Source organism: Streptomyces diastaticus subsp. diastaticus (genome assembly GCF_011170125.1).
GTDB lineage: Bacteria > Actinomycetota > Actinomycetes > Streptomycetales > Streptomycetaceae > Streptomyces > Streptomyces diastaticus.
Map to the genome: position 1 here is coordinate 2,374,155 of NZ_BLLN01000005.1, position 25,445 is coordinate 2,399,599.

Here is a 25,445-nt window from a genome sequence, read left to right on the forward strand (position 1 = left end):
CTTTCATCGGAACGCGAGATTCATGACCGTCAACGACGATGTACTGCTGGTCCACGGCGGAACCCCGCTGGAGGGCGAGATCCGGGTCCGGGGCGCGAAGAACCTCGTGCCCAAGGCGATGGTCGCCGCGCTGCTCGGCAGCGCACCCAGCCGGCTGGGCAACGTCCCCGACATCCGCGACGTCCGGGTGGTCCGCGGCCTGCTCCAGCTGCACGGGGTCACCGTGCGCCCCGGCGAGGAGCCGGGCGAGCTGGTCATGGACCCGTCGCACGTGGAGAGCGCCAACGTCGCGGACATCGACGCGCACGCCGGTTCCTCGCGCATCCCCATCCTCTTCTGCGGCCCGCTGCTGCACCGCCTGGGCCACGCCTTCATCCCGGGCCTCGGCGGCTGCGACATCGGCGGCCGGCCGATCGACTTCCACTTCGAGGTGCTCCGGCAGTTCGGCGCGAAGATCGAGAAGCGCGCCGACGGCCAGTACCTGGAGGCGCCGCAGCGGCTGCGCGGCACCAAGATCGAGCTGCCCTACCCGTCGGTCGGCGCGACCGAGCAGGTGCTGCTGACCGCGGTCCTCGCCGAGGGCGTCACCGAGCTGTCCAACGCCGCGGTGGAACCGGAGATCGAGGACCTGATCTGCGTCCTCCAGAAGATGGGTGCCATCATCGCGATGGACACCGACCGGACGATCCGCGTGACCGGGGTCGACAAGCTCGGCGGCTACCGCCACCGGGCGCTGCCGGACCGCCTGGAGGCCGCCTCCTGGGCGTCGGCCGCGCTGGCCACCGAGGGCAACATCTACGTGCGCGGCGCCCAGCAGCGCTCGATGATGACCTTCCTCAACACCTACCGCAAGGTCGGCGGCGCCTTCGAGATCGACGACGAGGGCATCCGCTTCTGGCACCCGGGCGGGCAGCTCAACGCCATCGCGCTGGAGACGGACGTGCACCCCGGCTTCCAGACCGACTGGCAGCAGCCGCTGGTGGTGGCGCTGACGCAGGCGACCGGCCTCTCGATCATCCACGAGACGGTCTACGAGTCGCGCCTCGGCTTCACCTCCGCGCTGAACCAGATGGGCGCCCACATCCAGCTGTACCGGGAGTGCCTGGGCGGTTCGGACTGCCGCTTCGGCCAGCGGAACTTCCTGCACTCGGCGGTCGTCTCGGGCCCGACCCGGCTCCAGGGCGCCGACCTGGTCATCCCCGACCTGCGCGGCGGCTTCTCGTACCTGATCGCGGCGCTGGCCGCGCAGGGCACCTCCCGGGTGCACGGCATCGACCTGATCAACCGGGGCTACGAGAACTTCCTCGACAAGCTGGTCGAGCTGGGCGGCAAGGTCGAGCTGCCGGGCAAGACCCTGGGCTGACCGTCCCGGGCCCCCGCCCGTCCGCCACCCGCCGAGGCGGCCGTACGCAGGCGCGTACGGCCGCCTCAGCGCTGCGCGGAACCCCGCGGCCGCCCGGGGGCCACCCGGTCCCCGCGCGGCCCTGAGCGGGCGTACGGCCCTGCTCAGAGCCGCCTCCGGCCCCGCGGACCGGGGTGGCGGGCTTCCGGCACGCCGAAGGGGGGCGGCCACCCACAGTGGGTGGCCGCCCCCCTTCGCTGTCCCTGAGGCGCGCTGTCCGCGTGCTGCCGCTCCCCGCCCGTGGGCGGTGCGGCGGCCGGGTGGCGCGCCCTCGGGGCCTTACTTGCCCTTGGCGGCTTCCTTCAGCTTGGAGCCCGCGGAGACCTTGACGCTGTAGCCGGCCGGAATCTGGATCGGCTCGCCGGTCTGCGGGTTGCGGGCGGTGCGAGCGGCACGGTGGGTGCGCTCGAAGGTCAGGAAACCGGGGATGGTGACCTTTTCATCGCCTTTGGAGACGATGTCGCCGACGACCTCGGCGAACGCGGCCAGCACGGCGTCGGCGTCCTTGCGGGTCACCTCGGCGCGGTCGGCCAGGGCGGCCACCAGCTCACTGCGGTTCATGTTTGTACTCCCGTGTTCATCTTGCCGTTGAGGCGTGAGATCGAAGCCGATGCTGTCAGGGCCCCCCGGGGAGCCCCGTAACCGGGTCCGTCGTCGGACTCTCTTCCGCCCGGGTTCACCCTGGACGTAGCCCTCGAGGAGGCATCCTGCCCCCACCTGCGGCGCGAAAGCCAATCCGGCACCCGCGAGAGTCACACGGACAGCGCCACCGCCTCGGGTCGTGACGCTCCGTCCGCTCTCAGCAGCGGACCGCAGGGCCGGGCGCCCGCCCGTGGGGGCGGTTCCCGCGCCGTTTCGCCACCCTAGAGCGGGGGCGGCCGGGCTCTTCCGCGACGCGCCGGGCCGCCGCCCCCGTGCGCCGCCCCCGTTCAGGCGTACGGCGGGGCGGCGGGTCCGGCCGGAGCGTCAGACCGCGGTGGGGGACGGGGCGGGGGCCGCGCCGACGGCCTTGGCGGCGCTGCTGACGGCGTCGGCGACGGCGCCGGCCACCTTGTCGTTGAAGACGCTCGGGATGATGTAGTTCGCGTTGACCTCGTCCTCGGCGACCACGTCGGCCAGGGCGCCGGCGGCGGCCAGCATCATCTCGGTGTTGACCGAGTGGGACTGCGCGTCCAGCAGACCGCGGAAGACGCCCGGGAAGACCAGCACGTTGTTGATCTGGTTGGGGAAGTCCGAGCGGCCGGTGGCGACGACGGCGGCCGTCTCGCGGGCCACCGCCGGGTCGACCTCCGGGTCCGGGTTGGCCAGCGCGAAGACGATGGCGCCCTCGGCCATGGCGGCCACGTCGGCGCCGTCGAGGACGTTCGGGGCGGAGACGCCGATGAAGACGTCGGCGCCGACCACGGCCTCCTTGAGGGTGCCGCGGACGCCCTCGGGGTTGGTGTTGTCGGCGACCCAGCACAGCGGGGAGTCGGCGGGGGTGTCGACCAGGTCCTCGCGGCCGGCGTGCACGATGCCGTGGATGTCGGAGACGACGGCGTGCTTGACGCCCGCGGCGAGCAGCAGCTTGAGGATGGCCGTACCGGCGGCGCCGGCGCCGGACATGACGACCCGGACGTCGCCGATGGACTTGCCGACCACGCGCAGCGCGTTGGTGAGCGCGGCGAGCACGACGATGGCGGTGCCGTGCTGGTCGTCGTGGAAGACGGGGATGTCCAGCGCCTCGCGGAGCCGGGCCTCGATCTCGAAGCAGCGGGGCGCCGAGATGTCCTCCAGATTGATGCCGGCGAAGCCGGGGGCGATGGCCTTGACGATCTCCACGATCGCGTCGGTGTCCTGGGTGTCGAGGCAGATCGGCCAGGCGTCGATCCCGGCGAACCGCTTGAAGAGCGCCGCCTTGCCCTCCATCACCGGCAGGGCGGCCTTCGGGCCGATGTTGCCGAGGCCGAGGACGGCCGAGCCGTCGGTGACGACGGCGACGGAGTTGCGCTTGATGGTGAGGCGGCGGGCGTCCTCGGGGTTCTCGGCGATGGCCATGCAGACCCGGGCGACGCCGGGTGTGTAGACCATCGAGAGGTCGTCGCGGTTGCGGATGGGGTGCTTGGACGCCATCTCGATCTTGCCGCCGAGGTGCATCAGGAACGTACGGTCGGAGACCTTGCCGAGCACGACGCCGTCGATGCCGCGCAGGCCCTCGACGATCTCGTCGGCGTGCGCGGTGGAGCTCGCCGCGATGGTGACGTCGATCCGGAGCGCCTCGTGGCCGGAGGCGGTGACGTCGAGGCCGGTCACCGAGCCGCCGTGGGACTCCACGGCCGTGGTGAGCTGGGAGACCGCTGTGCCGCTGGCGGGCACTTCCAGCCGTACCGTCATCGAGTAGGAGACGCTGGGCGCCGTTGCCATGGCGGACTTCCTCTGCTTTCCCTGGTTCGCATACACACCGGCCACCTCTGTGCGTGGCGAGTGCTGTCCGATCGTCGCACCTACCGGGCAGTACGCGGTAGCCACCTGGATTGCGGACGTTTTGTTCCCGGCCGGAAACCCGTTCGGAGCCCGTTAACGGAAAACGGATTCCACCATACGAGAATCAGCCCGCACGCGAAACCCCCCGGAGCCCTCTGTCGGGCCCCGGACCCGGACGGCGCGGACCGGGGCCCGACGGCGGCCGGGGCCGGGGCCTGAACGGCGGAAGGGCCCGCACCGTCGGTGACGATGCGGGCCCTCGGCCTGAAGTCAGGACACCGACCCGCCATGCTCGCCTCGCGGCAAGTGGTCGCTCGAAGCGACTATGGTTGGGCCCGGGGGCTTGGATCGGGCCGGTGCCAATTCCCAGGCTAACAAACCTCCCCCGTCCGTCCACTCCTGTCGGAGTGACGGATTCCGCCGGATTTCCCGGCGCCCCGCACCCCTCACTCCCCCAGCAGCTCCGGCGGCACGTCGTCACGGAGCAGGTCCGGCACCCCGTCCGCGTCCGGCTGGTCGCGGCGCCCGGAGACCACGGTGAGCTGCTGCGTCGCCCGGGTCAGCGCGACGTACAGCACGCGCAGCCCGGCCGGGGACTCGTCGGCCACCTCGGCCGGGGAGACCACCACCGTCGCGTCGTACTCCAGGCCCTTCGCCTCCAGCGAGCCGAGGGCGACGACGCGCTCGCCGAGGCCGGCGAGCCAGCGGGCGGCCTGCTCACGGCGTTCCATCGCGACCACCACGCCGACCGTGCCGTCGACCGTCTCCAGCAGGCGGGCCGCCTCCGCGCGCACCGTCTCCCCCATCGGCTCCCCGGCGACCACGAACCGCGGCTCGACGCCGGTGGAGCGGACGGCACGCGGGGAGGGTGAGCCGGGCATGGCGAGGGCCAGCACGCGGGAGGCCAGCTCGGCGATCTCGGCCGGGTTGCGGTAGTTGACGGTGAGGGTGAAGCGGCGGCGGGGCCGGTTGCCGAGTGCCTCCTCGCGGGCCGCTGCGGCCTCGTCGGGGTCGGACCAGGAGGACTGGGCGGGGTCGCCCACCACGGTCCAGGTGGCCTGGCGACCGCGCCGGCCGACCATCCGCCACTGCATCGGCGTGAGGTCCTGGGCCTCGTCGACGATGACGTGGGTGTACTCGGTGCGCTCCTGGGCCAGCCGCTCCGCCCGCTCCCACTGGGTCTCCTCGCGGACCGGCATCAGCTCCTGGAGGCCCGTGAGGTGGTCCAGCGGGTCGGCCTCGCGCTTGCGGCGAGGCCGGGGCGGAGTGCCGAGGACGGCCTCCAGCTCGTCCAGCAGGGCCACGTCGTGGACGGAGAGCGGGCCCTCGCCGGCCGGACCGAGCCGGGACAGCGAGCGGGCGACGCGGCGCGCCTCGCCCTGGCCCAGCACCTTGCGGGACCAGCGGGCGAGCCGCTTCTCGTCGGCCATGGCGGCGAGCACGGCACGCGGGGTCAGCTCGGGCCACCAGGCGTCGAGGAAGGCGGTGAAGGAGTCCTCGGAGAGGATGTCCTCGTCGAAGCCGGAGCGCAGTTCGGCGGCGAGTTCCGGGTCCTGGTGGCGTCCGGCACCGCCCGACCTGGCCCACAAGGCGTCGAGCAGCAGGCGGCGGGCGCGGGGCCGCAGCAGGTTGACGGGGGCGGTGCCGCTGAGCGCGTCGCGCCGGACGCGGCCCAGTTCGGCGGCGTCCAGCTCGACGCGGCGGCCGAAGGCGACGACCCGCAGCCGCTCGGGCGGCCCGGCCGGGGCGGCGGGCAGGCCGAGGTCGAGCTGCCCCTCGGGGGCCTCGCCGGCCTCCTCGTCCCGGCCGGCCCTGGCGGGCGGGGCCGCACCGAGGTCGAGGGCGCCCCGGGCTGCCCGGCGCAGCACCTGGACCATGCGGGCGGAGCCCTTGACACGGGCGGCGGCCGGAGGGTCGTAGGCGGTGGCCTCGGCACCGTCGACCAGGGAGCCGAGGGCGCGGATGGCGACCTGGCCCTCCTCGCCGAGGGAGGGCAGTACGCCCTCGGTGTAGGAGACGAGGAGCGGGGTCGGGGAGACGATGAGGATGCCGCCCGCGTACCGGCGCCGGTCCTGGTAGAGGAGGTAGGCGGCGCGGTGCAGGGCGACGGCGGTCTTGCCGGTGCCGGGGCCGCCCTCGACCAGGGTGACGGAGGCGGCGGGGGCGCGGATGACGCGGTCCTGCTCGGCCTGGATGGAGGCGACGATGTCGCGCATGGTGTGGCTGCGGGCCTGGCCGAGGGCGGCCATCAGCGCGCCGTCGCCGACCACGGCGAGCGGTTCGCCGGCCAGGCGCGCGGTCAGCTCGGGGCGCATCAGGTCGTCCTCGACGCCGAGCACCTGACGGCCCTTGGAGCGGATGACGCGGCGGCGCACGACGCGGCCGGGCTCGACGGGGGTGGACCGGTAGAAGGGGGCGGCGGCGGGGGCGCGCCAGTCGATGACCAGCGGTGTGTAGTCGGCGTCGAGGACGCCGATGCGGCCGATGTGCAGGGTCTCGGCGATGTCGGCGGTGCCGTCGGGGTGGACGGCGTCGTCGGCGGGTTCGACGGAGGTGTAGGCGCCGTCGGGGCCCTTCTCGCCGTCCTTGCCGAGGAGCAGGTCGATGCGGCCGAAGAGGAAGTCCTCGAACTCGTTGTTCAGCCGGTTGAGATGGATCCCGGCCCGGAAGACCTGGGCGTCGCGCTCGGCGAGCGCGCCGGGCGTGCCGACCTGGCCGCGGCGGGCCGCGTCCCGCATCAGGAACTCCGCCTCCTGGATCTTCTCCTCCAGGCGCCGGTACACCCCGTCGAGGTGGTCCTGCTCGATGCTGATCTCACGGTCGCGTACGTCGGCCACCGAGGCCCCCTTCTCACATGCGCTGGGCAGCCGTCCAACTTACGCGACCGGCGGGGCCGCGTGCACGCCGCACACGCAATTGGAAGACGCAACTCCACTTGCCCGGGGCATGGGGAGGGCGGCGGGCGGCGCGTCAGCCGCCACCAGGCCCGCCCGGCGTCCGGGCACCGGCCCGCCCGTTCTGGACGGTCCGGCGGCCGCGCCGGTGGCGGGCGACCCGTTCGCGGTTGCCGCAGGTCTCGCCGGAGCACCAGCGGCGCCGGCGGCCGCGGGAGGTGTCGAGGTAGACCAGTGGGCAGTCCTGGCCGGCGCAGCGGCGCAGCAGGGCGCGGGCGTCCGGGTCGGTGAGCAGCTCCACCGCGTCGCGGGCGACCGCGCCGAGCAGCGCCTGGCAGTCGGGGTCGCCGGCCAGGCCCCGGCCGAGGGTGCCGTCGGGCCTGCGGACGGCACGCGGCGGGGGCGGCGGGTTGCGGGCGACGGCGTTGACCCGGTCGAGGGCGTGGCCGCAGGGGCGCCCGTCGAGTTCGGCGCCGACCACGGTGGCGATCTGGCCACGCAGGTCCCGGAAGGCGGCGAGCCAGCCGGGCCCCGCGCGCTCCAGCCGGGTGCCGGGCGGCACCAGGCCGGCACCGGTCAGCCACTGCCGCAGCCGGTCGGCGCCGTCGAGCCGCTCCACCGGGTGCGCGGTGGCGACGAGGTCCAGGCAGACCCGTCCGCAGTCGAACCGCAGCACCCGCGCGCTCGCCCCTGCCCGGTACGCGTGCCCCGTCATCGTGCACCTCCGCCCGCCGAGGGCCGGGACCACCCGACGCGGCCCCGCCCCGTCCACCGTGCCCGCCACCCGGGCGCCGGGGAAGCCCTGGAGGCTCTCCGGATGCCAACCACCTTTCCCTGCCGCCCTGTTGACCGGCCCTATGAACGTCTTCCCCCGTAACCTGTCCCCATGTACGCGCCTGTGGGCATGCCGCCCTTCCTCCCGGCAGGTCCGGGGCTCTCGCTGCGGCCCTGGCGGGCCCGGGACGCCCGGGAACTGATCGACGCCTACCGCGATCCGCTGCTGCGGAGGTTCACCCGCACCTGGCCCGAGGACGAGGCGGGCGCCCGGGCGTGGCTGGCCCGCGAGGAGGCGGGCGCCCGGGACGGCAGCCGCTACTCCTTCGCCGTGGAACTGGCCGCCCAGGCTCCGGGCGGCAGCGGACCGGCGCCCTCCGGGGTCCGGGACCCGGCGGCGACCGGTGTCCTGGCCGGCTGCGTGGTGCTCAAGGTGTTCGGGCACGAGGACCGTCCCGCCCGCACGGACACCGCCGAGGTCGGTTACTGGACCACCGCCTCGGTACGCGGCCGGGGCCTGGCGGGCCGCGCCGTCGTGGCCCTCGCCGACTGGGCGTTCGCCGCTCTGCCCGCGCTGACCCGTCTCGAACTCCTCCACCAGGTCGACAACGAGCCCTCCTGCCGGGTCGCCGAGAAGGCCGGTTTCCCGCACGTCGAGACGCTGGCGGCGCACCCGCCGATCTTCCCCCTGCCCGGGCACGTGCACGTACGGCCACGCCCGGCCGTCTGATCAGGCCCCCGGGCCGTCGGCGAGCCGGTAGCCGCGTCCGGCCGCGGTCAGCACCAGCCCGGGCACGCCCAGGGCCGCCCGCAGCCGGGCCACCGCCCCCTCCACCGCGTGCTCGTCGTGCCCGGCGCCGGGCAGCGCCCCCAGCAGTTCGTCGCGGCCGACGACCCGGCCCGGCGACCGGGCCAGCGTCCGCAGCAGGGCCATCGGGGCGGGCGGTACGGGCCGCAGCTCGTCGTCGACCAGGACGGCGTGGCCGCGGAGCCGCACCCGGTGCCCGGCGACGGTCAGCAACGGGGCCCGGCCGGGCAGTTCCTCGCAGAGCCGCTGCACCATCGGCCCGAGCCGGAACCGTTCGGGCCGCACCGGCTCCACCCCTGCCTCCTGGAGCGGCAGCGCGGTCACGGGGCCGACGCAGACGGGCAGCACCTCACCGCGCAAGGCGTCCACCAGCGCCTTCCGCCGGCCCAGCGCATCGGCCCGGCGGAGCAGCGAGGTGACGGCGGGCGCGCTGGTGAAGGCGAGCGCGTCGACACCGCGCCGCACGGTCGCCTCGACGAGCCGGTCCAGGGGGGCGGGGTCGGCGGGCGGCAGCCAGCGGTAGACGGGCACACCGACCACCTCGGCGCCGGCCGCCCGCAGCGCCTCAGCGAAGCCGGGCACCGGCTCGCCGTGCAGTTGCACGGCCACCCGCAGCCCCTCGACACCTTCGGCGAGCAGCCGCTCCAGCACCTCGCCCATCGCCTCGGACCGCGGGGACCACTCCTCACGCAGCCCCGCCGCCCGGACGGCCCCCGTCACCTTCGGCCCCCGGGTCAGCAGCCGGGCCCCGCCCAGCGCCGCCAGCAGAGCCGGGCCGGTCCCCCACCCCTCGGCCGCCTCGACCCAGCCCCGGAAGCCGACGGCGGTACTGGCCACCACCACCTCGGGCGGCCGCGCGACGAGCCGTTCGGTGGCCGCCCGCAACTCCCCGTCGCCGGCGAGGGGCACCACCCGCAGCGCGGGCGCGTACACCACCTCGGCGCCCCGGCGCCCCAGCAGCGCCCCCAGCTCTCCGGCCCGCCGTTCCGCCGTCACCCCGACGGTGAACCCCGCCAGGGGCGACGGCCCATCCGCGCCCGCGTCGCTCATCCGCCCGCACCCCGCACTCGTCGCCCCCGGCGCGGCTGCCGAGGTCACCCGTCACTTCCCGCCCACCACGATGCCACCCCCGGTGCGCCCGCCGGCCGGAGGCGGCTCGGCAGGCAGCCGCCGCTCGGCCGGGGCCGCACCCGGGGGCTTCAGCGGTTGATGGACTGGATCTCCTGGACGGTCATGTCCTGGGTGGTCTCGAAGGTGCCGTCGGGCAGGTCTCCGCCCGCGCCGCCGGTGCCCTCCCAGCTGATCTCCCAGGTGATGGAGGCGCTCAGCTCGTAGGGCTTGTCGCTCGCCCGCAGGTAGGTGATGCCGCACGGCGGGTCCTGGTCGGCGCTGCCCTTCCGGTACGGGCTGCCGATACTGCCGTCCTCGTTGATCCGGCAGGTGCCGCCGGCCGGGAAGGTCTCGGCGTCCTCGGTGCCGGGCTCCAGGGTGAGGCTGACCGGGTGCGCGGTCGTCTCCGCGTACAGGTTGGTGCGAGGCAGCTCGGCGCGGACCACCACGTCCTCGAACTTCCCCTCGTCCAGCCAGACCCAGGTGGGGAGGTTCACCGTCGACTTGGCCTGCGGCCGCACCTCGACCTCGGTGTCCGGCACCTTCACGTGCTCGTACGCGTACTCGGCGAGCATCCGGGGGGTGGGGGCGTTGGGGATCCGGGGGACCTGGTTGTCGGGCATCCAGAACATGATGCGCCCGCAGTCCCAGGAGTCCGGGTGGGAGTCGTCGGGGGCGACGCTGCGCCAGAAGTTTCCGCCCTTGCCGATGTTGTAGTTCTCGTACCCTTCGGCCTCGGTGCGGTCGTCGTCCATGTTGTCCTGGGCCTTGCCGTCCCGGTAGTGGTCGGTCCACAGGCCCTTGCCGTACCAGGACTGATGGATACCGACGTCGCCCTGGCCGTCGGACCGGTCCACGAACTCCTTCAGCTCCTCGGGCGTGAAGACCGGCTCGTACCAGCAGGCGGGCGGCTCCCAGTCGGTGTCGATGGGGGCGAGGTTGCCACGCTTGCCCGAGCCACCGCCCTTGACCTGCGATATCTGGATCTGCGAGACGCCCGCGGAGACCTTGCCCTTGCCGTCGGTGCTTCCGCCGGGCTTGGACTGTGGAGGCGGAACCGTGGTGTTGTCGCCCGGTGCGTCGGCATGGGCTACACCAGACAGGGCGAGGAGGGCCGCCGACAGAGCCAGGGCCGGTCCGCGAAGAACGGCGCGCGACGTGGTCATCCCTTGCACTCCTGCACCTCTCCCTGAACCTCGATCTGCTGCACCACCCAGTGCTCACCGGCGCTCTTCGCCGGACGCATGAGGAGGCTGAACTTCTGGTAGCTCTTGAGGCTCTCCTCCGTGCGCTCGACCTTGCCGGTCTTGACGTTCTTGCCGAAGTAGTCGGCCTGGTTGCGGCACATCGTGACGAGCACGCCCTTGGACTTGCCCACGTCGGCGGTCTCTGCCCGGTAGTAGCGGTCCTTGCCGGTGGCGGTCCATTCGCCGTCGACCCACTGCTGGATCTGCTCCTTGGCGTACTGCGCCGCCGACCCCTCCGAGTAGAACTGGTAGGCCTTGTCCTCCGGGTCCTGCGCGACGATGCCGTGCGCCAGGGCCCTGATGTAGTTCTCCGCATCGGTCAGAGCAGCCGCGTGGCCGCTGTCCGAGGGAGGAGTGGACTCGAAGGCGAGTTCCACGTCCCCGGGCAGCTTCAGGTCGGGGCGGCCGCCGTCCTGTTCCTCGGCCCCGTCACCCGCCCCCGCCGAAGCCGATGCCCCCGCCCCCTTGATGTCGTCGGGCTCCGCCGGCTCCCCGCCGCAGGCGGTCAGGGTGAGGGCGGTGGCTGCGGTCAGCGCCGCGAGGGGCAGGATGCGACGGGACACGGTGGGGCTCCTTCTCGGACGGCGCGTGGGGAACGCGAAGGGATGCCCGGCGTGGCCGGACGTCCCAAGACGGTACCAACGGCGGGAAAGGGGCCCCAGGGGCGTGCGCGGTACCTTCACGCCTCCCGGCCGAGGTTCACTTGCGGTGGGACGCCCCCGACGTGGCGGCGCCGCGCTTCGTCCCGTCGGGCCACAGGCGCGGCGGGCGCCTGGCCGCGAGGTCCTCGACCCAGCCGACGGCCACCACCATGAGCCCGATCAGCGGCCAGACCAGTACGAACATCCACAGGCTGTACGTGGTGGAGAGGGCGTTGCCCCACCGCGCGTCGTCCATGAAGGGGAGCCGGTAGAGCAGGTCGATCAGCGGCACCGTCGCCAGGATGAGCAGGTTGTGCCAGAGGTAGATCGTCACGGCCCGGTTGTTGGAGAGCGTGATGAGCGGGTCCCACCTGGCGAGCCGGCCCGGCAGGGTCTGCCAGGAGGGCGAGTACAGCAGCAGGATGGTGACGAAGCCGAAGGACCAGGTGGCCTGGGCGAGCGGGATGTCGTTGAGGTCCCAGCCGTCGGGGCCGAGGTGGCCGGAGGCCCACCACAGGCCGAAGGCCATGACGAGGCTGGCCAGCGAGACGGCCAGGTAGCGCGGGATCTCGCGGAGCAGCCCCTGCTGGTGGGCGAAGCCCAGCGTCCAGCAGCCGGCGTAGACGGCGAAGTCGGTGACGGCGTTGCCGAGTTCACCGGGGATCTGCACCAGGCCGGTGCCGACGACGGCGGTCAGACCGAGCGGCGCCAGCATGGTCGGCCACGGCGCGCGCCGGAAGGCCCACAGCAGCAGCGGCGAGGCGAGCACGAACCACAGGTACGCCCGCAGGTACCAGAGCGGCCCGGCGGCCTGCACGGCCCAGGTCTGCTCCAGCAGGCCGGAGGCGTCGCCGACCGACCAGGGGTAGGGCGGGGCGCCCACCGGCACCAGGTAGTTGAGAAGTGCGGCCCAGCCCCAGGCGCCCTCGGACCGGCCCGGGTTCCAGCCCGCGTACACGAACATGGCGAGCAGCAGCGCGCCGAAGACCCACATCGGCGGGAGCAGGCGCCGGACGCGGCCCCGGATGACGCCCATCGCCGGACGGGAGAGCGAGCGGGCCATCAGGGAGCCGGCCAGGGCGAACATGACACCCATGGACGGGAAGAGGACCGTCAGCCAGGCCCAGCCGAAGATGTGGTAGAGCACGACCCGGACCAGGGCGATGGAGCGCAGCAGGTCCAGGTACCGGTCGCGGCCGGGCTTCCTGGGCGCGGCGGCGGGGGCCTGCGGCTCCTCGGGAGCGGGTACGGCGGTGGGCGCCGGCACGGTCGCGGTGAGCGGGCCCGGCGCCACGCCGGGGGTCCGGTGAGGGGCCGGGACACCGGGTACGCCCGGGACCTGGGGCACGTCGGGAGCGCCCGGCCGCGGGTAGCGGCCGCCGCCGTGGCCCTCGTGCGGGGGCCGGGGCGGAGGCGCGGCGGACCAGGGGGTCTCGGTCATGCGACGGGCCTCCGCTCGGGCTCGGCCGGGCGGACGCCGGCCGGGGCGGCCACGCCGGGCATCTCGACGACGCCGGTCCGCCGGAGCTTCTGCCAGCGCAGGCGGCCGCCGGTGAGGGCGGTGATCCAGGACTGGAGCAGCACGACGTACATCAGTTGCCGGTAGAGGATCTGCTGGAGCGGCAGGGAGACGAGGTGGGTCATGCGTTCCTTGTCGAGCCGGAAGGCGTAGGCGGCGCAGACCGCCTGGATCGCGAGGACGCCGAGCCAGGCGAGGACGGTCTTGCCGGTGTCGCCGAAGACCAGGCCGTAGAGGAGGAAGACGTCGATCAGCGGGGCCAGCAGCGGCGCGAGGACCATGAAGAGGGAGACGAGCGGCAGGCCGACGCGGCCGAAGCGGCCCGAGGGTCCCTTCTCGAACAGGGCGCGGCGGTGCTTCCAGATGGCCTGCATGGTGCCGTAGCTCCAGCGGTAGCGCTGCGACCAGAGTTGCTGGACGGACTCGGGGGCCTCGGTCCAGGCGCGGGCGTTCTCCGCGTAGACGACCTTCCAGCCGTCGCGGTGCAGGGCCATGGTGACGTCGGTGTCCTCGGCGAGGGTGTCCTCGCTCATGCCGCCGATCCGCTCCAGGGCGCTGCGGCGGAAGGCACCGACCGCGCCGGGGATGGTCGGCATGCAGCCGAGCACGTCGTACATGCGCCGGTCGAGGTTGAAGCCCATCACGTACTCGATGTGCTGCCAGGCGCCGATGAGGGTGTCGCGGTTGCCGACCTTGGCGTTGCCGGCGACGGCGCCGACCCTCGGGTCGCCGAAGGGCTGCACCAGTTCGCGGACGGTGGCGGCCTCGAAGACGGTGTCGCCGTCCATCATCACGATGAGGTCGTGGCTGGCGTTGGCGAGTCCCCGGTTCAGGGCGGCGGGTTTGCCGGCGTTCTGCTGCCGGACGACGCGGACGTTGGGTATGCGCAGGTCCTCGACGATGCGGGCGGTGCCGTCGCTGGAGCCGTCGTCGATGACGATGACCTCGACCGGATGGTCGCTGGCGGTCAGTGAGGTCACCGTGTTGACGATGCATTTCGCCTCGTTGTAGGCGGGCACCAGCACGGTGACCGGTTCGGTGACCGGCGGCCCCCAGCGGAACCTCCGCGAGCGCACCTTCCGGGCGTGGAGGAAGGAGAGCAGGAGCATCAGCCCGAAGCGGGCGAAGACGAGGACGCCGATGACGGCGAGACCGGCCACCAGGACCCCGGTGACGTGCCCGGAGATGCCGACCGCCCAGACCCAGGCCACGCCCTGCCAGCGGGCGGCGCCGGTGACGGGGGTGTGGGCGCTGGGCGCGTCCAGTGCCTCGGTGAGGTTGGTGAACTGGTAGCCCTTCTCCTTCAGCGACGGCAGGAACCGGTCGAGGGCCTCGACGGTCTGCGAGCGGTCGCCGCCGGAGTCGTGCATGAGGACGATGGCGCCCTCGCCGCCGCGCGGGGTGGCGCGGCGGATGATCTCGTCGGCGCCGGGACGCTTCCAGTCCTCACTGTCGGTGTTGTTGACGACGGTCAGGTAGCCGAGCGAGCCGATGTACTCGGTGACGGGCCAGGACTTGTTGTCCATGGCGTTGGCGAAGGAGGAGTACGGCGGCCGGAACAGCGAGGTGCGCACCCCGGCGGCCCCGGCCAGGGCCAGCTGGTTCTGGGTCAGCTCCCAGTCGATGCGGCTCCTGGACTGGTAGGAGAGGTCGGGGTGGTTGAAGGTGTGCAGCCCCAGCTCGTGGCCCTCGTCGACCATCCGCCTGACCAGGTCGGGGTGGCGGGAGGCCATCGTGCCGGTGACGAAGAAGACGCCGTGCGCGTCGTGTTCGGCGAGGACGTCGAGGACCTTCGGGGTCCACTCCGGGTCGGGCCCGTCGTCGAAGGTGAGGACGAGCTTGTGGTCGGGGACGGAGAAGGAGGTGGGCTTGCCGTCGCGGTGGGCGATGACCGGCCCGCCCTCGATGATCTCCTCCGGCACCTTGTCGGTGGCGGCGGGCGGCTGGACGCGGTGGTCGGCGAGTATCTCGCTGTGCACGTAGCCGCGGAGCATCAGCATGGCGCTGAGGGCGACGAGGAAGAGCGACGGCAGCAGGTACCGCAGCGGCAGTCTGCGCCGCCGCACCGCTCGGGAACGGGAAGTCATGGTGGTGCGGCCTCAGGCGGCCTGGTTCTCCTCGGCCGGGGCGGTGCGCGCCAGGGTGGGGACGGGGTGCGGTGCGAAGGCGGCCGGGCGGGCCTGCGGTGCGGTGTCGCCGCCGTCGGCGGGAGGTGCCTCGGGATCGGCCGACGGGTCCGCCGGCTCCTCGGGGCTCTCCTGCGGCCGGCTCGGCTCGACGGGCGTACCGGGCGCGCCGGTCTCGGACGGCTCCGGGGACCTCGGTGCGGCCGGGGCGGTCCGGCCGGGCGCCGGGTCGGCCGGGGTGTCCGGCCGGGGCGCGGTGCCGGCCGGAAGGCCGGTGCCGTCCAGGGCGTCCTCCGCCGGGACCTCCGGTGTCTCGTTCGTCCCGGCGGCCGGAGCGGTCTCGTCGGCGGGATCGGCGGGATCGGCCGGTGCGCCGGCGGGCTCCTCGGGGAGGCCGGGGGTGTCGACGCCGCCGGCGGGCCGGTCGGCCTCGGGGCCGGGCAGCGGCAGCCAGGGCGCGGAGGAGTTGCCGGAGAAGAGCGTGGCGACCACGACGACGGCGTAGCCGGCGAAGGCGAGGCCGCAAGCCAGCCCGAGGCGCCGCAGATGCCGGCCGCGGCGGCCGGACTCGTCGACGAAGACCGGCCCGTCGGCGGGCTCCGGCAACGGCCTCGACTGCGGCTTGGCGTGGGCGCCGCGCGGCCGGTGGGCGCCTTCCAGGTGACGGCCGATGCCGTCCATCTGGATGGTGACTTCGAACGGATCGTGAACGTGTGTGGAGGTCGGCCCGCCCTGTTCCGGCCAGGCGGCTCCGTCGTCGATCCGGTTCACGGGTGCTTCTTCCGGTGTTACGGCCATGGTGCGGCGCCACTCCCCCATCGAGGTGTCCGGGCGCGCGGAACGAGGAAACCGGACGATGCCGTCGGGCCAGGCCCCCCACCCCGCCCGAGCGCCCCTCTATCACACAGAGCCCGGACCAAGAATGTAGCGCACGCCGGAATCAGAAGTAATTCCGTGGTGTCAGGGTTGACCCATGCTTTGACGATCGGCCTCCGGCAGCCACGAGCCGGGGGGCGCTTCGAGCCACTGTTCGTCTCGCGCGAGGGTCGCGGCGGCGGTCCGTACGGCGTCCAGCGCGGGGTGTCTGAGACCCTTGCGCCACACCAGGGAGACCGGGGAGAGCGGCACCGGGTCGGTCAGCGGGCGCAGCACGCACCCGGGCATCGCGGGGAAGTCGACCACGGCGAGCACCGGATGCCGGTACTTCGCCATGACACGTTCGAATTCCTCGCGGCCGACGGCGAGCGGCGCGGGCGGCGAGACGCGGATGCCCCGGCCGGCGAAGAGCTCGTGGGCCAGGCCGGTCCACTCGGGGGTGCGGGGGTTGCCCGCACCGGCGTAGACGGACTCCCCGGCGAGGGCGCCGAGCGGTACCTCGGCCCGGTCGGCGAGCGGGTGGTCCTCGGGCAGGACGACCGCCATGGGTTCGAGCCGTACGGGCTGGTGGCCGAGCTGGTCGCGCAGGGCGGGTTCGAGTCCGGCCCAGCGCCCGAAGGACGCGTCGAGGCGCCCGGCGGCGATCTCCAGGGCCGCGCCGGTCAGCCCGCTCTCGTACCGGGCCATCACCTCCAGGTCGGGGACGAGGCGACGGGCGTGCTCCAGGACGCGTTCGAAGACGAGGCCGGGCGAGTTGACGTCGACCAGCAGCGGGCGGGCCTGCCCGAAGGCGGCCGCCAGCTCCTCGTGGGCGGCGAGCACGCGGCGGGCGTAGGGGAGAAGGCGCTCGCCGTCGGCGGTGAGTTCGACCCGGCGGGTGGAACGGAGCAGCAGCTCGGTGCCGAGTTCCGCCTCCAGCCGCCGCACGTCGCGGCTGAGGGCCTGCTGGGCGACGTAGAGGCGGGCGGCGGCCCGGGTGAAGTGGAGTTCCTCGGCGACGGCCAGGAAGGCGCGCAACAGGCGCGGCGCGGGCTCGGGTGGCGACATCCGGCGAACTTACAACGAAAGTGCGTGAACGGGCGCGGCTCAGGTGTTGGACCCCCGCACCCGCCCCGCCGCAGACTCCTGCCATGCCCTCCCTCCCCGCGCTCCGGCGCCGCCCCGCCCTGCCCGCCTCCACCACCCGGTGCGCCGTCTCCGGCCACACCCTGGTCCTCGCCGCTCCGCCCAGGCCGCCGGAATCGGGTCCCCCCGGCCCACCGCCCCCACGCCGGCCGCGACGGGGCCCCGGCCCGCCGGGGCACCGGGCCCGCCGCCCGGACGCCTCCGGCCCCGGGGCACCGGAGTCCGGGCGCCCCTCCTACCCGGCCCTGCTGCGCCTCCCCGGCGCCGCCGCCTTCACCCTCGGCGGACTGCTGGCGCGGCTGCCCGCGGGGATGTTCTCGGTCAGCGCGGTCCTGATGATCGCCGCCTCCCGTGGCTCGTACGCGCTGGCCGGCGCCGTCACCGCGACCGGACTGGCCGCCACCGCGCTGGTCGCCCCGTGGACGGCCCGCCTCGTCGACCGGTACGGCCAGCGCCGCGTCGCCCGGCCCGCCGCCGCACTGGCCGCCTGCGGCGCCCTCGCGCTGGTGGCCTGCGTCCACCTCGGCGCTCCGGCCTGGACCCTCTTCGCGGCGTACGCGGCGACCGCCACCGTCCCGAACGCCGGAGCGATGGCCCGCGCCCGCTGGCAGGCCCTGCTCGGTGAGGACCCGGCCCGCAGGCACACCGCGAACTCCCTCGAGCAGGCGGTCGACGAGGTCTGCTTCATGGTCGGGCCCGCGCTCGCCGCCGTCCTGTGCACCTCGCTGTTCCCGGAGGCCGGCACCCTGACGGGGGTGGCACTGCTGGTCGGCGGCATCACCCTGTTCACCGCCCAGCGGGCCACCGAGCCCCGTCCGCACCCGCGCTCCGCCACGGGCCCGGCCGTCCCGCTCCGGCAGCCCGGCACCGCCCCGCTGCTCGCCGTCTTCCTCGCCACCGGGGTCGTCTTCGGCACCCTGGAGGTCACCACCCTCGCGTTCGCCGACGCGGCAGGCCACGCCGCGGCGGGCGGCCTGATCGTCGGCCTCCAGGCGGCGGGATCCTGCGTGGCCGGCCTGGTCTACGGGGCCCGCGCCCCGCTCGCCCCGCCCGCGGCCCGGCTGCCGGCGCTGCTGGCCCTGCTCGCCGGCGCCCTCGCCCTGCCCGCACTGGCCGCCACCACCGGCTCACCCACCGCGCTCGCCCCGGCGGTCCTGTGCGCGGGGACGGCCACCGCCCCGGTCATGATCACCGCGATGACCCTGGTCCAGCACCGCACCCCGCCGGCCCGCCTCAACGAGGGCCTCACCCTGGCCGTCACCGCCATCCTCACCGGCATAGCCCTGGGCTCCGCCCTCTCCGGCCCCCTGGCCGACCACTTCCCGCCCGGCACCGGCTACCTCCTCGCCCTCACCGCCGCCGGCTCGGCCGTCCCCCTCGCCAGGCTCCGCACCCTCCCGGCCCCTTCGGACCCCGTCCGGGCCGACGGTCTTCCCGCCGGCCCGTCCGGCGGCTGAGGACTCCGGCGGTCCGAGAACACCCGGGCCCACCGGACGGCCTCGGTTCCGCGGGCGGGAGGGGGCCGGAAACACGACGAAGCCCCCGGTCCGAGGACCGGGGGCTTCGCCTACATGGGAATTGTGGAGATGGCGGGAATCGAACCCGCGTCCAACGGTGCGGAACCAGGGCTTCTCCGAGTGCAGTTCGCTGCGATTTTCTCGGCCCCGGAGATCACGCGAACAAGTCTCCGACGGGCTCAGTCACTGTTTGGTTTCCCACCAGGCCCCGTGACCGGGTCTAGTGGTTTAGTCCCCTAGCTGATGCCAGGATCCGGGTCGGGAACAGCCCCGGGCTGACACTCCGCAGAGTCTTCGCGGCTACCTGAGATCAGGCAGCGAGAGCGAAGGCGGAGGAATCGCGCTTGGTGTTGGCGATTATTTTTTGCGACACGTGGTTTACGAGATCATTGCCGCTTCCTCGACTCGCTTCCCCTGCTTCGACATCCGCTGTCGAAACCGATCATCCCCATGTGGTGTTTTCAAAGTGGACCGGTGATCAGGATTCCGGCCCGGGTCGCCCCGTCCTGCGGGACATCTCCCATCGTACGTGACCAACGCACGACCGTGCCAGCCTGTTCCCGACGGCCCGGCCGGCGGGCGGATCAGGCGCGCTGCTGGCGGCGGACCGCCGAGATGGCGCGCTCGGTCTCGCGACGGTCCTGCTTCTCGCGCAGGGTCTGCCGCTTGTCGTACTCCTTCTTGCCCTTGGCCAGCGCGATCTCGATCTTGGCGCGGCCGTCCTTGAAGTACAGGGCGAGCGGCACGATGGTGTGGCCGGTCTCCTGGGACTTCGACTCCAGCTTGTCGATCTCCTCCCGGTGCAGCAGCAGCTTGCGCTTGCGGCGCGCCGAGTGGTTGGTCCAGGTCCCCTGGCTGTACTCGGGGACGTGGACGTTGTGCAGCCACGCCTCGTGCCCGTCGAGCTGGACGAAGCCGTCGGCGAGGGAGGCCCGGCCCTGTCGCAGCGACTTCACCTCGGTACCGGTGAGGACCAGTCCGGCCTCGTAGGTGTCGATGATGAGGTAGTCGTGGCGCGCCTTCTTGTTCTGGGCGATGAGCTTGCGCCCTTTTTCCTTAGCCATAGTCCCGCCATCTTCGCATCAGGAGGGGGACCCGAGGCCACTCAATACCGTCTCGGCCCGCTCGGAGGCGTCCCCCGCCCCGGCGTCCAGGTCGGGGGTGAGGCCGCGCCCGTCGAGGCCGCGGCCGGAGGGGGTGCGGTAGTGGCCGACGGTCAGCTCGGCGACGGAGCCGCCGGGCAGCCGGGTCGGCATCTGCACGGACCCCTTGCCGTAGGTGCGGCTGCCGACGACCACCGCGCGGCCCCGGTCCTGGAGCGCCCCGGCCAGCAGCTCGGCGGCGCTCATGGTGGCGCCGTCGACCAGCACCACCACGGGGCGCCCGGTGTCGCCGCCGGGGCGGGCGTGCAGGGCGCGCGGCTCGCCGCGTACGTCGTAGGTGGCGACGAGGCCCCCGTCGAGGAGGGCGGAGGCGGCGGTGACGGCCTCGCTGACCAGGCCGCCGGAGTTGCCGCGCAGGTCCAGGACGAGGCCGGCCCGGGCGGGGGCGGCGGCCAGCGCGGAGCGCACCTCGGCGCCGGAGCCCTTGGTGAAGGCCGTGACCTTGATCCGGACCGCACCGTGCGGCAGCCGGCCCACCGTGACGGACTCGGTGTGCAGGCGGGCCCGGCTCAGCGTGTGGACACGGGCGCGGCCGGAGCGTTCGGTGGCGAGGACGACCTGGCTGCCGGGGACGGCGTCGGCGCCGCCGCGCAGCAGGCGGACCACCTCGGTGCTGGGCAGGCCGGTGACGCTGCGGCCGTCGATGGCGCGGAGCAGGTCGCCGGGGCGTATCCCGGCGCGGTCGGCGGGGCCGGACTCCTGGACACGGGCGACCTCGGCGGCGCCGTCGGCGCGGGCGCGGACGCGGAGGCCGACTCCGGTGTACCGGCCGTCGAGGGCCTGCTCGAAGGCGGCGTACTCCTCCGGATCGTAGACCGTGCCCCAGCGGTCGCCGGAACGGCTGACCGCCTCGGCGGCGGCGTCGGCGCCGGACTTGCCGTCGGCCTCGGCACGGGCGGCGGCCTCGACGACGGCGTCGTGGGCGGCGGCGGGGGCCTGGGCGGCGGCGTGGCCGGCGGCCGGGCTCTCGTCGCCGGGGAGGCCGCAGGCGAGCTGGGCGGCCGCGACACCGGTGACGACCAGGGTCAGGGCCACCGCCCCGCGGCGGCTGCCCCGGGGCCGGGAGAATGCGCTGAGACCCGACATGCGGGTGAGTCTAGGACAGCGGCAAGCGCCCCACGGAGGGCTCTCCGTGGGGCGCTCGGGGACATCTGTCACACCTTCAGGTACTTGCGCAACGCGAAGAAGGCGGCGAGCGCGGGCATCAGCACGCTGGTCGCGAGGATCAGCGGGAGCTTGGTGAGGACCGCGTCCCAGCCGATGAAGTTGATGAGGTTGAGCTTCTCGGAGAGGGCCAGGCCGTTGTCGATGATGAAGTACCGGCCGAGCACCAGCATGGCGGAGGCGCCGATTCCGCCGATCAGTCCGGCGACCGCGGCCTCCATGATGAACGGCGCCTGGATGTAGAAGCCGGAAGCGCCGACCAGCCGCATGATGCCGGTCTCGCGCCGCCTGCTGAACGCCGAGACCCGCACCGTGTTGACGATCAGCATCAGCGCCACGACGAGCATCAGCGCCATCACCGCCCGCGCCGCCCAGTTCATGCCGCCGAGCATGACGAACAGGTTCTCCAGGATCCCCTTCTGGTCCTGGACGGACTGCACGCCGTCACGCCCGGCGAAGGCCGAGGCGATGACCTTGTAGTTCTCCGGGTCCTTCAGCTTGATGCGGTACGACTCCTGGAGCTGGTCGGGGGTGAGCGAGCTGGCCAGCGGCGAGTCCCCGAACTGCTCCTTGTAGTGCTTGTACGCCTCGTCGCTCGACTCGTGGACGACCTTGTCGACCGTCGGCATCTTCTTGAGGTCGGCGAGGATCTGCTTCTTCTGCTCGCCGGTGACGGCGCCCTTGGCGCAGTTGGGGTCGGTCTCGCCGTCACTCTTGTTGCACAGGAAGATGGAGACGTTGACCTTGTCGTACCAGAAGCCCTTCATCGTGTTCACCTGGTCGCTCAGCAGGAGCGAGGCACCGAACAGGGCGAGGGAGAGGGCCACGGAGACGACGACCGCGAAGGTCATCGTGAGATTGCGACGGAGACCGACGCCGATCTCCGACAGGACGAACTGGGCGCGCATGGCGTCCTTTCAGTGATCTGGGTGGTCTCAGTGCTGGTAGCCGTAGACGCCGCGGGACTGGTCGCGGACGAGGCGGCCCTTCTCCAGCTCGATGACGCGCTTGCGCATCTGGTCCACGATCTGCTGGTCGTGGGTGGCCATGACCACGGTGGTGCCGGTCCGGTTGATCCGGTCGAGCAGCTTCATGATGCCGACCGAGGTCTGCGGGTCGAGGTTGCCGGTCGGCTCGTCGGCGATGAGGAGCTTGGGACGGTTGACGAAGGCGCGGGCGATGGCGACGCGCTGCTGCTCACCACCGGACAGCTCGCCGGGCATCCGCTCCTCCTTGCCCCCGAGGCCGACCAGGTCGAGGACCTGCGGCACGGACTTGCGGATCTCGCCGCGGGACTTGCCGATGACCTCCTGCGCGAAGGCGACGTTCTGGGCCACCGTCTTGTTGGGCAGCAGCCGGAAGTCCTGGAAGACGGTGCCGAGCTGGCGCCGCATCTGCGGCACCTTCCAGTTGGAGAGCCGGGCCAGGTCCTTGCCGAGCACGTGGACCTGTCCCTGGCTGGTGCGCTCCTCGCGCAGGATCAGCCTGAGGAAGGTGGACTTGCCCGAACCGGACGACCCCACGAGGAACACGAACTCGCCACGCTCGACCTCCAGGGAGACATCCCTGAGTGCGGGGCGGTTCTGCTTGGGGTAGGCCTTGGAGACATTGTCGAATCGGATCACGAAAGCACCACGTGTCGCCGGGGGTAGGTGAGCGTGACCCTACGCGAAGGCGATGTGAGGGCGCAGGCGACGGTCCGTGATGCGCGCTTGTTCCGGGCATCTTCCGGACAATGCGGGTCAAGGGCGCCCTCCGCGCGCCCGCGCGAGGGGGTACGCGCCGCCCGGACCGCGCCCCGGCGCCCGGAAGCTGGCACAGTGGAAGAAGGCCCCGGGGAACGCGGGCGACGCCGTCGGCGTTGACGCCGGTGGGGCCCGGTCCGAGCGGCGCGTGGTCCCGCCCGGGCGCGGGAGAGGAGAGCGGATGACCTACGACAGGCTGGTGTGCGCCAACTGCGCCTCGCCGGTCAGCGAGGGCCGCTGCGCCGTGTGCCGGGCGCACCGCGAGCGGATGCGCCAGGAAGGCCCCTTCGGCGGACTGAGCCCGGCGGTGCTGGCGGCCCTGGCCGGAGTGCTGCTGCTGGCCCTCGCCCTGCTGGTCGCACAGGCCGCCTGAGCAGGCGCCCGCCCGCCGCGCGCACGGCCGCCGGAACGGCCCGAGGGGCCGGTACGGACGCCGGCTGCGTCCGCGACCGGCCCCTCGGCCTTGCGCGTGTCCTACGGTCCGTACGGGCGCGGGGGCCGGTACGGACGGCTCACCCGGCGTGCCGGGTCACCGCTGCCGAGCCGCGGCTCAGGCGGCGGCGCCACCGTCACGGCCGCCCACGAGGCGGGGCAGCAGCCGGAAGCCGATGCCGCCCGCGATCATGGTGGCCGCCCCGACCAGCAGGAAGGTGGTCTCGGCGGCGCCGGTCTCGGCCAGCTCCTCCTTGGCCTTGCCCTGCGCGACGGGCTGCTGCCCGGCGCTGTCGGGGTTCGTGTTCACGTCGTCACCGGTACCGCCGTTGGGGTCCGTGCCGTTGCCGTCACCCGGGAGGGTGGGGTCGACGCTCGGGTCCTCGGACGGGTCCGGGGTGCCGGGCTCGCTCGGGTCCGGCGTACCGGGCTCCGTCGGGTCCGGGGTGCCCGGGTCGGTGGGCTCGTCCGTCGGGTCCGGGGTGCCCGGGTCCGTCGGCTCGTCCGTCGGGTCCGGGGTGCCCGGGTCCGTCGGCTCGTCCGTCGGGTCCGGCGTACCGGGGTCCGTCGGCTCGTCCGTCGGGTCCGGGGTGCCCGGGTCCGTCGGCTCGCCCGTCGGGATCTCGGTGGGCTCGGTCGGCGACGGCTCCGGGTCGTCGCCGTCGGCCTGGACGCCGAGTTCGAGACCCTGCTCGTCGGCGGTCACGGAGGTGCCGAGGCCACCGGCCTCCGCGTCGACGCTGAGGGCCTGGGCGGCCCCCGCGGCGGTCAGCGAGGCACCTGCGGCGATCACGGCACCGGCCGCGATCCGTGCCACGCGAATCCGCGTCTTCTTGGTCATCTGCCTGCTACCCCCTGTAGCTCATTCGTCAAGGAAGCAGCGCCAGGGGCAGGCGGACACCGGGGGCTCATGAGATCCCGCCCCCCGTTTCGCTCACACATGCCCCAGTGAAACGCATGCCGCGCGTCAGCCTTGCCAGTTTCCGAGGGAGCGTCAAGGCCGTTGCGTACGCGATGTCAGGTATGCGATGACTTGGCGGTGTGATGGTGTGGTGACTGTGACGAAAAAGGCAACTGCCACCTCTCGGGCGGCAGTTGCCTTGTCGACAAAGAGCGCGGGACGGGGAGTTCCGGGCGGGGCCGCGCGGACCCGGCCGGTACGTCCTTACCCGGCCTGCTGTTCGCGCTGCTTGCGCCAGCGAATCCCGGCCTCCAGGAAGCCGTCGATCTCGCCGTTGAAGACGGCGTCCGGGTTGCCCATCTCCGCCTCCGTCCGCAGGTCCTTGACCATCTGGTACGGGTGGAGGACGTAGCTGCGCATCTGGTTGCCCCAGGAGTTGCCGCCGTCGCCCTTGAGGGCGTCCATCTTGGCCTGCTCCTCCTGGCGCCGCCGCTCCAGCAGCTTGGCCTGGAGGACGTTCATCGCGGACGCCTTGTTCTGGATCTGCGAGCGCTCGTTCTGGCAGGAGACGACGATGCCCGTGGGCAGGTGGGTCAGGCGGACCGCCGAGTCGGTCGTGTTGACGCCCTGACCGCCGGGGCCCGACGAGCGGTACACGTCGACCCGCAGCTCCGACTCATCGATCTCGATGTGGTCGGTCTGCTCGACCACGGGGAGCACCTCGACGCCCGCGAAGGAGGTCTGGCGACGGCCCTGGTTGTCGAACGGGGAGATGCGCACCAGGCGGTGCGTGCCCTGCTCGACCGAGAGCGTGCCGTAGGCGTACGGGGCCTGGACGGCGAAGGTGGTCGACTTGATGCCGGCCTCCTCCGCGTACGAGGTCTCGTAGACCTCGGTCTTGTAGCCGCGCTGCTCGGCCCAGCGCAGGTACATCCGCTGGAGCTTCTCCGCGAAGTCGGCCGCGTCGACGCCACCGGCCTCGGCCCGGATGTTCACCAGGGCCTCACGGGCGTCGTACTCGCCGGAGAGGAGGGTACGGACCTCCATCTCGTCCAGCGCTTTGCGGACCGCCGCAAGCTCGCCCTCGGCCTCGGCGCGGGTGTCGGCGTCGTCCTCCGCCTCGGCCAGCTCGAAGAGGACCGCGAGGTCGTCCAGCCGCGAGCGCAAAGCCTCGGTCTTGCGGACCTCGGCCTGGAGGTGGGAAAGCTTGCTGGTGATCTTCTGGGCCGCTTCGGGGTCGTCCCAGAGGGACGGGGCCGCTGCCTGCTCCTCGAGCACGGCGATTTCTTCCCTCAGCCTGCCGAGGTCGAGGACGGCCTCGATCGACTCCATGGTGGAGGAGAGGGACTTCAGCTCTTCGGATACATCGACGACTGCCACGCATCCAGCGTAACGGCTGCGGGGCCGTGCCCGGGCGGGGCGGGGTCGCCGCGGGCCCGGCCGCCGGGCCGAGGGGGCGCCGGAACGGCCTCGGCAGGGGGCGGCTCGCGCCGGGCGGGCGCGTGGGGTGCGGCTTGTCACAGCCTCGCCCGTGCGAG

21 protein-coding genes and 1 other RNA gene are annotated in these 25,445 nt (G+C 73.4%); 4 read left to right on the forward strand and 18 right to left on the reverse strand.

All coding sequences use genetic code 11. The annotated features are described in order from the left end of the window. Window positions 1-22: 22 nt before the first annotated feature. The gene (murA, locus tag Sdia_RS27620; RefSeq protein WP_100457776.1) at window positions 23-1,363 is read left to right on the forward strand and encodes a UDP-N-acetylglucosamine 1-carboxyvinyltransferase; all 1,341 of its coding nucleotides are present in this window, start codon (window positions 23-25) and stop codon (window positions 1,361-1,363) included. Between the two features lie 318 nt (window positions 1,364-1,681). Here the strand turns inward: murA and Sdia_RS27625 are convergent, their stop codons facing one another. The 4 genes from Sdia_RS27625 to Sdia_RS27640 all read right to left on the reverse strand — a co-directional run bounded on the left by Sdia_RS27625 (window position 1,682) and on the right by Sdia_RS27640 (window position 7,474). Next, the gene (locus Sdia_RS27625; protein WP_003950507.1) at window positions 1,682-1,963 is read right to left on the reverse strand and encodes an HU family DNA-binding protein; all 282 of its coding nucleotides are present in this window, start codon (window positions 1,961-1,963) and stop codon (window positions 1,682-1,684) included. A gap of 405 nt (window positions 1,964-2,368) precedes the next feature. After that, window positions 2,369-3,805: an NAD-dependent malic enzyme gene (locus Sdia_RS27630; protein ID WP_189401153.1), complete on the reverse strand. Its 1,437-nt coding sequence runs from the start codon at window positions 3,803-3,805 to the stop codon at window positions 2,369-2,371. A gap of 506 nt (window positions 3,806-4,311) precedes the next feature. Then, the gene (locus Sdia_RS27635; RefSeq protein WP_115067940.1) at window positions 4,312-6,702 is read right to left on the reverse strand and encodes a HelD family protein; all 2,391 of its coding nucleotides are present in this window, start codon (window positions 6,700-6,702) and stop codon (window positions 4,312-4,314) included. Window positions 6,703-6,835: 133 nt separating this feature from the next. After that, a complete protein-coding gene (locus Sdia_RS27640; protein WP_115067939.1) occupies window positions 6,836-7,474 on the reverse strand; it encodes a CGNR zinc finger domain-containing protein in 639 nt (212 codons plus the stop codon). 171 nt (window positions 7,475-7,645) lie between these two features. On the opposite strand from Sdia_RS27640, the gene Sdia_RS27645 reads away from it, so the two are divergent. Next, window positions 7,646-8,263, forward strand: coding sequence for a GNAT family N-acetyltransferase (locus Sdia_RS27645; RefSeq protein ID WP_229830189.1), 618 nt, complete (start codon window positions 7,646-7,648; stop codon window positions 8,261-8,263). Here Sdia_RS27645 and Sdia_RS27650 read toward each other — a convergent pair whose 3' ends face one another. The 7 genes from Sdia_RS27650 to Sdia_RS27680 form a co-directional block, all read right to left on the reverse strand. Then, window positions 8,264-9,391, reverse strand: coding sequence for a uroporphyrinogen-III synthase (locus Sdia_RS27650; protein WP_189499821.1), 1,128 nt, complete (start codon window positions 9,389-9,391; stop codon window positions 8,264-8,266). A 149-nt stretch (window positions 9,392-9,540) separates the two neighbouring features. Next, window positions 9,541-10,617 (reverse strand): hypothetical protein, encoded by a 1,077-nt coding sequence (locus Sdia_RS27655; protein WP_100457782.1) that lies wholly within the window; start codon window positions 10,615-10,617, stop codon window positions 9,541-9,543. Next, window positions 10,614-11,261 (reverse strand): hypothetical protein, encoded by a 648-nt coding sequence (locus tag Sdia_RS27660; protein WP_100457783.1) that lies wholly within the window; start codon window positions 11,259-11,261, stop codon window positions 10,614-10,616. The genes Sdia_RS27655 and Sdia_RS27660 overlap by 4 nt, the downstream gene beginning before the upstream one ends. 136 nt (window positions 11,262-11,397) lie before the next feature. Continuing rightward, window positions 11,398-12,780, reverse strand: a complete 1,383-nt coding sequence (locus Sdia_RS27665; RefSeq protein WP_229830192.1) for an acyltransferase family protein — start codon at window positions 12,778-12,780, stop codon at window positions 11,398-11,400. Next, window positions 12,777-14,945: a bifunctional polysaccharide deacetylase/glycosyltransferase family 2 protein gene (locus Sdia_RS27670; protein ID WP_100457784.1), complete on the reverse strand. Its 2,169-nt coding sequence runs from the start codon at window positions 14,943-14,945 to the stop codon at window positions 12,777-12,779. The genes Sdia_RS27665 and Sdia_RS27670 overlap by 4 nt, the downstream gene beginning before the upstream one ends. Window positions 14,946-14,957: 12 nt before the next feature. Beyond that, window positions 14,958-15,755: a hypothetical protein gene (locus Sdia_RS27675; protein ID WP_189499822.1), complete on the reverse strand. Its 798-nt coding sequence runs from the start codon at window positions 15,753-15,755 to the stop codon at window positions 14,958-14,960. 189 nt (window positions 15,756-15,944) lie between these two features. After that, window positions 15,945-16,907, reverse strand: a complete 963-nt coding sequence (locus tag Sdia_RS27680) for a LysR family transcriptional regulator (RefSeq protein WP_100457786.1) — start codon at window positions 16,905-16,907, stop codon at window positions 15,945-15,947. Window positions 16,908-16,990: 83 nt separating this feature from the next. On the opposite strand from Sdia_RS27680, the gene Sdia_RS27685 reads away from it, so the two are divergent. Then, complete coding sequence (locus tag Sdia_RS27685; RefSeq protein ID WP_100457787.1) at window positions 16,991-18,442, forward strand: MFS transporter; 1,452 nt, start codon at window positions 16,991-16,993, stop codon at window positions 18,440-18,442. A gap of 121 nt (window positions 18,443-18,563) precedes the next feature. On the opposite strand, the gene ssrA is transcribed toward Sdia_RS27685, so the two are convergent. The 5 genes from ssrA to ftsE form a co-directional block, all read right to left on the reverse strand. Then, window positions 18,564-18,952: a transfer-messenger RNA gene (ssrA, locus tag Sdia_RS27690) on the reverse strand. Between the two features lie 134 nt (window positions 18,953-19,086). After that, a complete protein-coding gene (gene smpB / locus Sdia_RS27695; RefSeq protein ID WP_100457788.1) occupies window positions 19,087-19,566 on the reverse strand; it encodes an SsrA-binding protein SmpB in 480 nt (159 codons plus the stop codon). A gap of 18 nt (window positions 19,567-19,584) precedes the next feature. Continuing rightward, entirely contained in the window at window positions 19,585-20,751 is a 1,167-nt protein-coding gene (locus tag Sdia_RS27700; protein WP_164495049.1) for a S41 family peptidase, read from the reverse strand. Window positions 20,752-20,819: 68 nt separating this feature from the next. Next, a complete protein-coding gene (gene ftsX, locus Sdia_RS27705) occupies window positions 20,820-21,737 on the reverse strand; it encodes a permease-like cell division protein FtsX (protein WP_100457789.1) in 918 nt (305 codons plus the stop codon). A gap of 27 nt (window positions 21,738-21,764) precedes the next feature. Next, a complete protein-coding gene (gene ftsE, locus Sdia_RS27710; RefSeq protein WP_100457790.1) occupies window positions 21,765-22,454 on the reverse strand; it encodes a cell division ATP-binding protein FtsE in 690 nt (229 codons plus the stop codon). A gap of 301 nt (window positions 22,455-22,755) precedes the next feature. Between ftsE and Sdia_RS27715 the strand changes: the two genes are divergently transcribed. Then, complete coding sequence (locus tag Sdia_RS27715) at window positions 22,756-22,947, forward strand: hypothetical protein (protein ID WP_100457791.1); 192 nt, start codon at window positions 22,756-22,758, stop codon at window positions 22,945-22,947. A 177-nt stretch (window positions 22,948-23,124) separates the two neighbouring features. Here the strand turns inward: Sdia_RS27715 and Sdia_RS27720 are convergent, their stop codons facing one another. Both Sdia_RS27720 and prfB read right to left on the reverse strand, forming a co-directional pair. Next, entirely contained in the window at window positions 23,125-23,847 is a 723-nt protein-coding gene (locus Sdia_RS27720) for a hypothetical protein (RefSeq protein WP_100457792.1), read from the reverse strand. A gap of 324 nt (window positions 23,848-24,171) precedes the next feature. After that, window positions 24,172-25,287, reverse strand: a complete 1,116-nt coding sequence (gene prfB / locus Sdia_RS27725) for a peptide chain release factor 2 (RefSeq protein ID WP_100457793.1) — start codon at window positions 25,285-25,287, stop codon at window positions 24,172-24,174. Window positions 25,288-25,445: the final 158 nt, after the last annotated feature.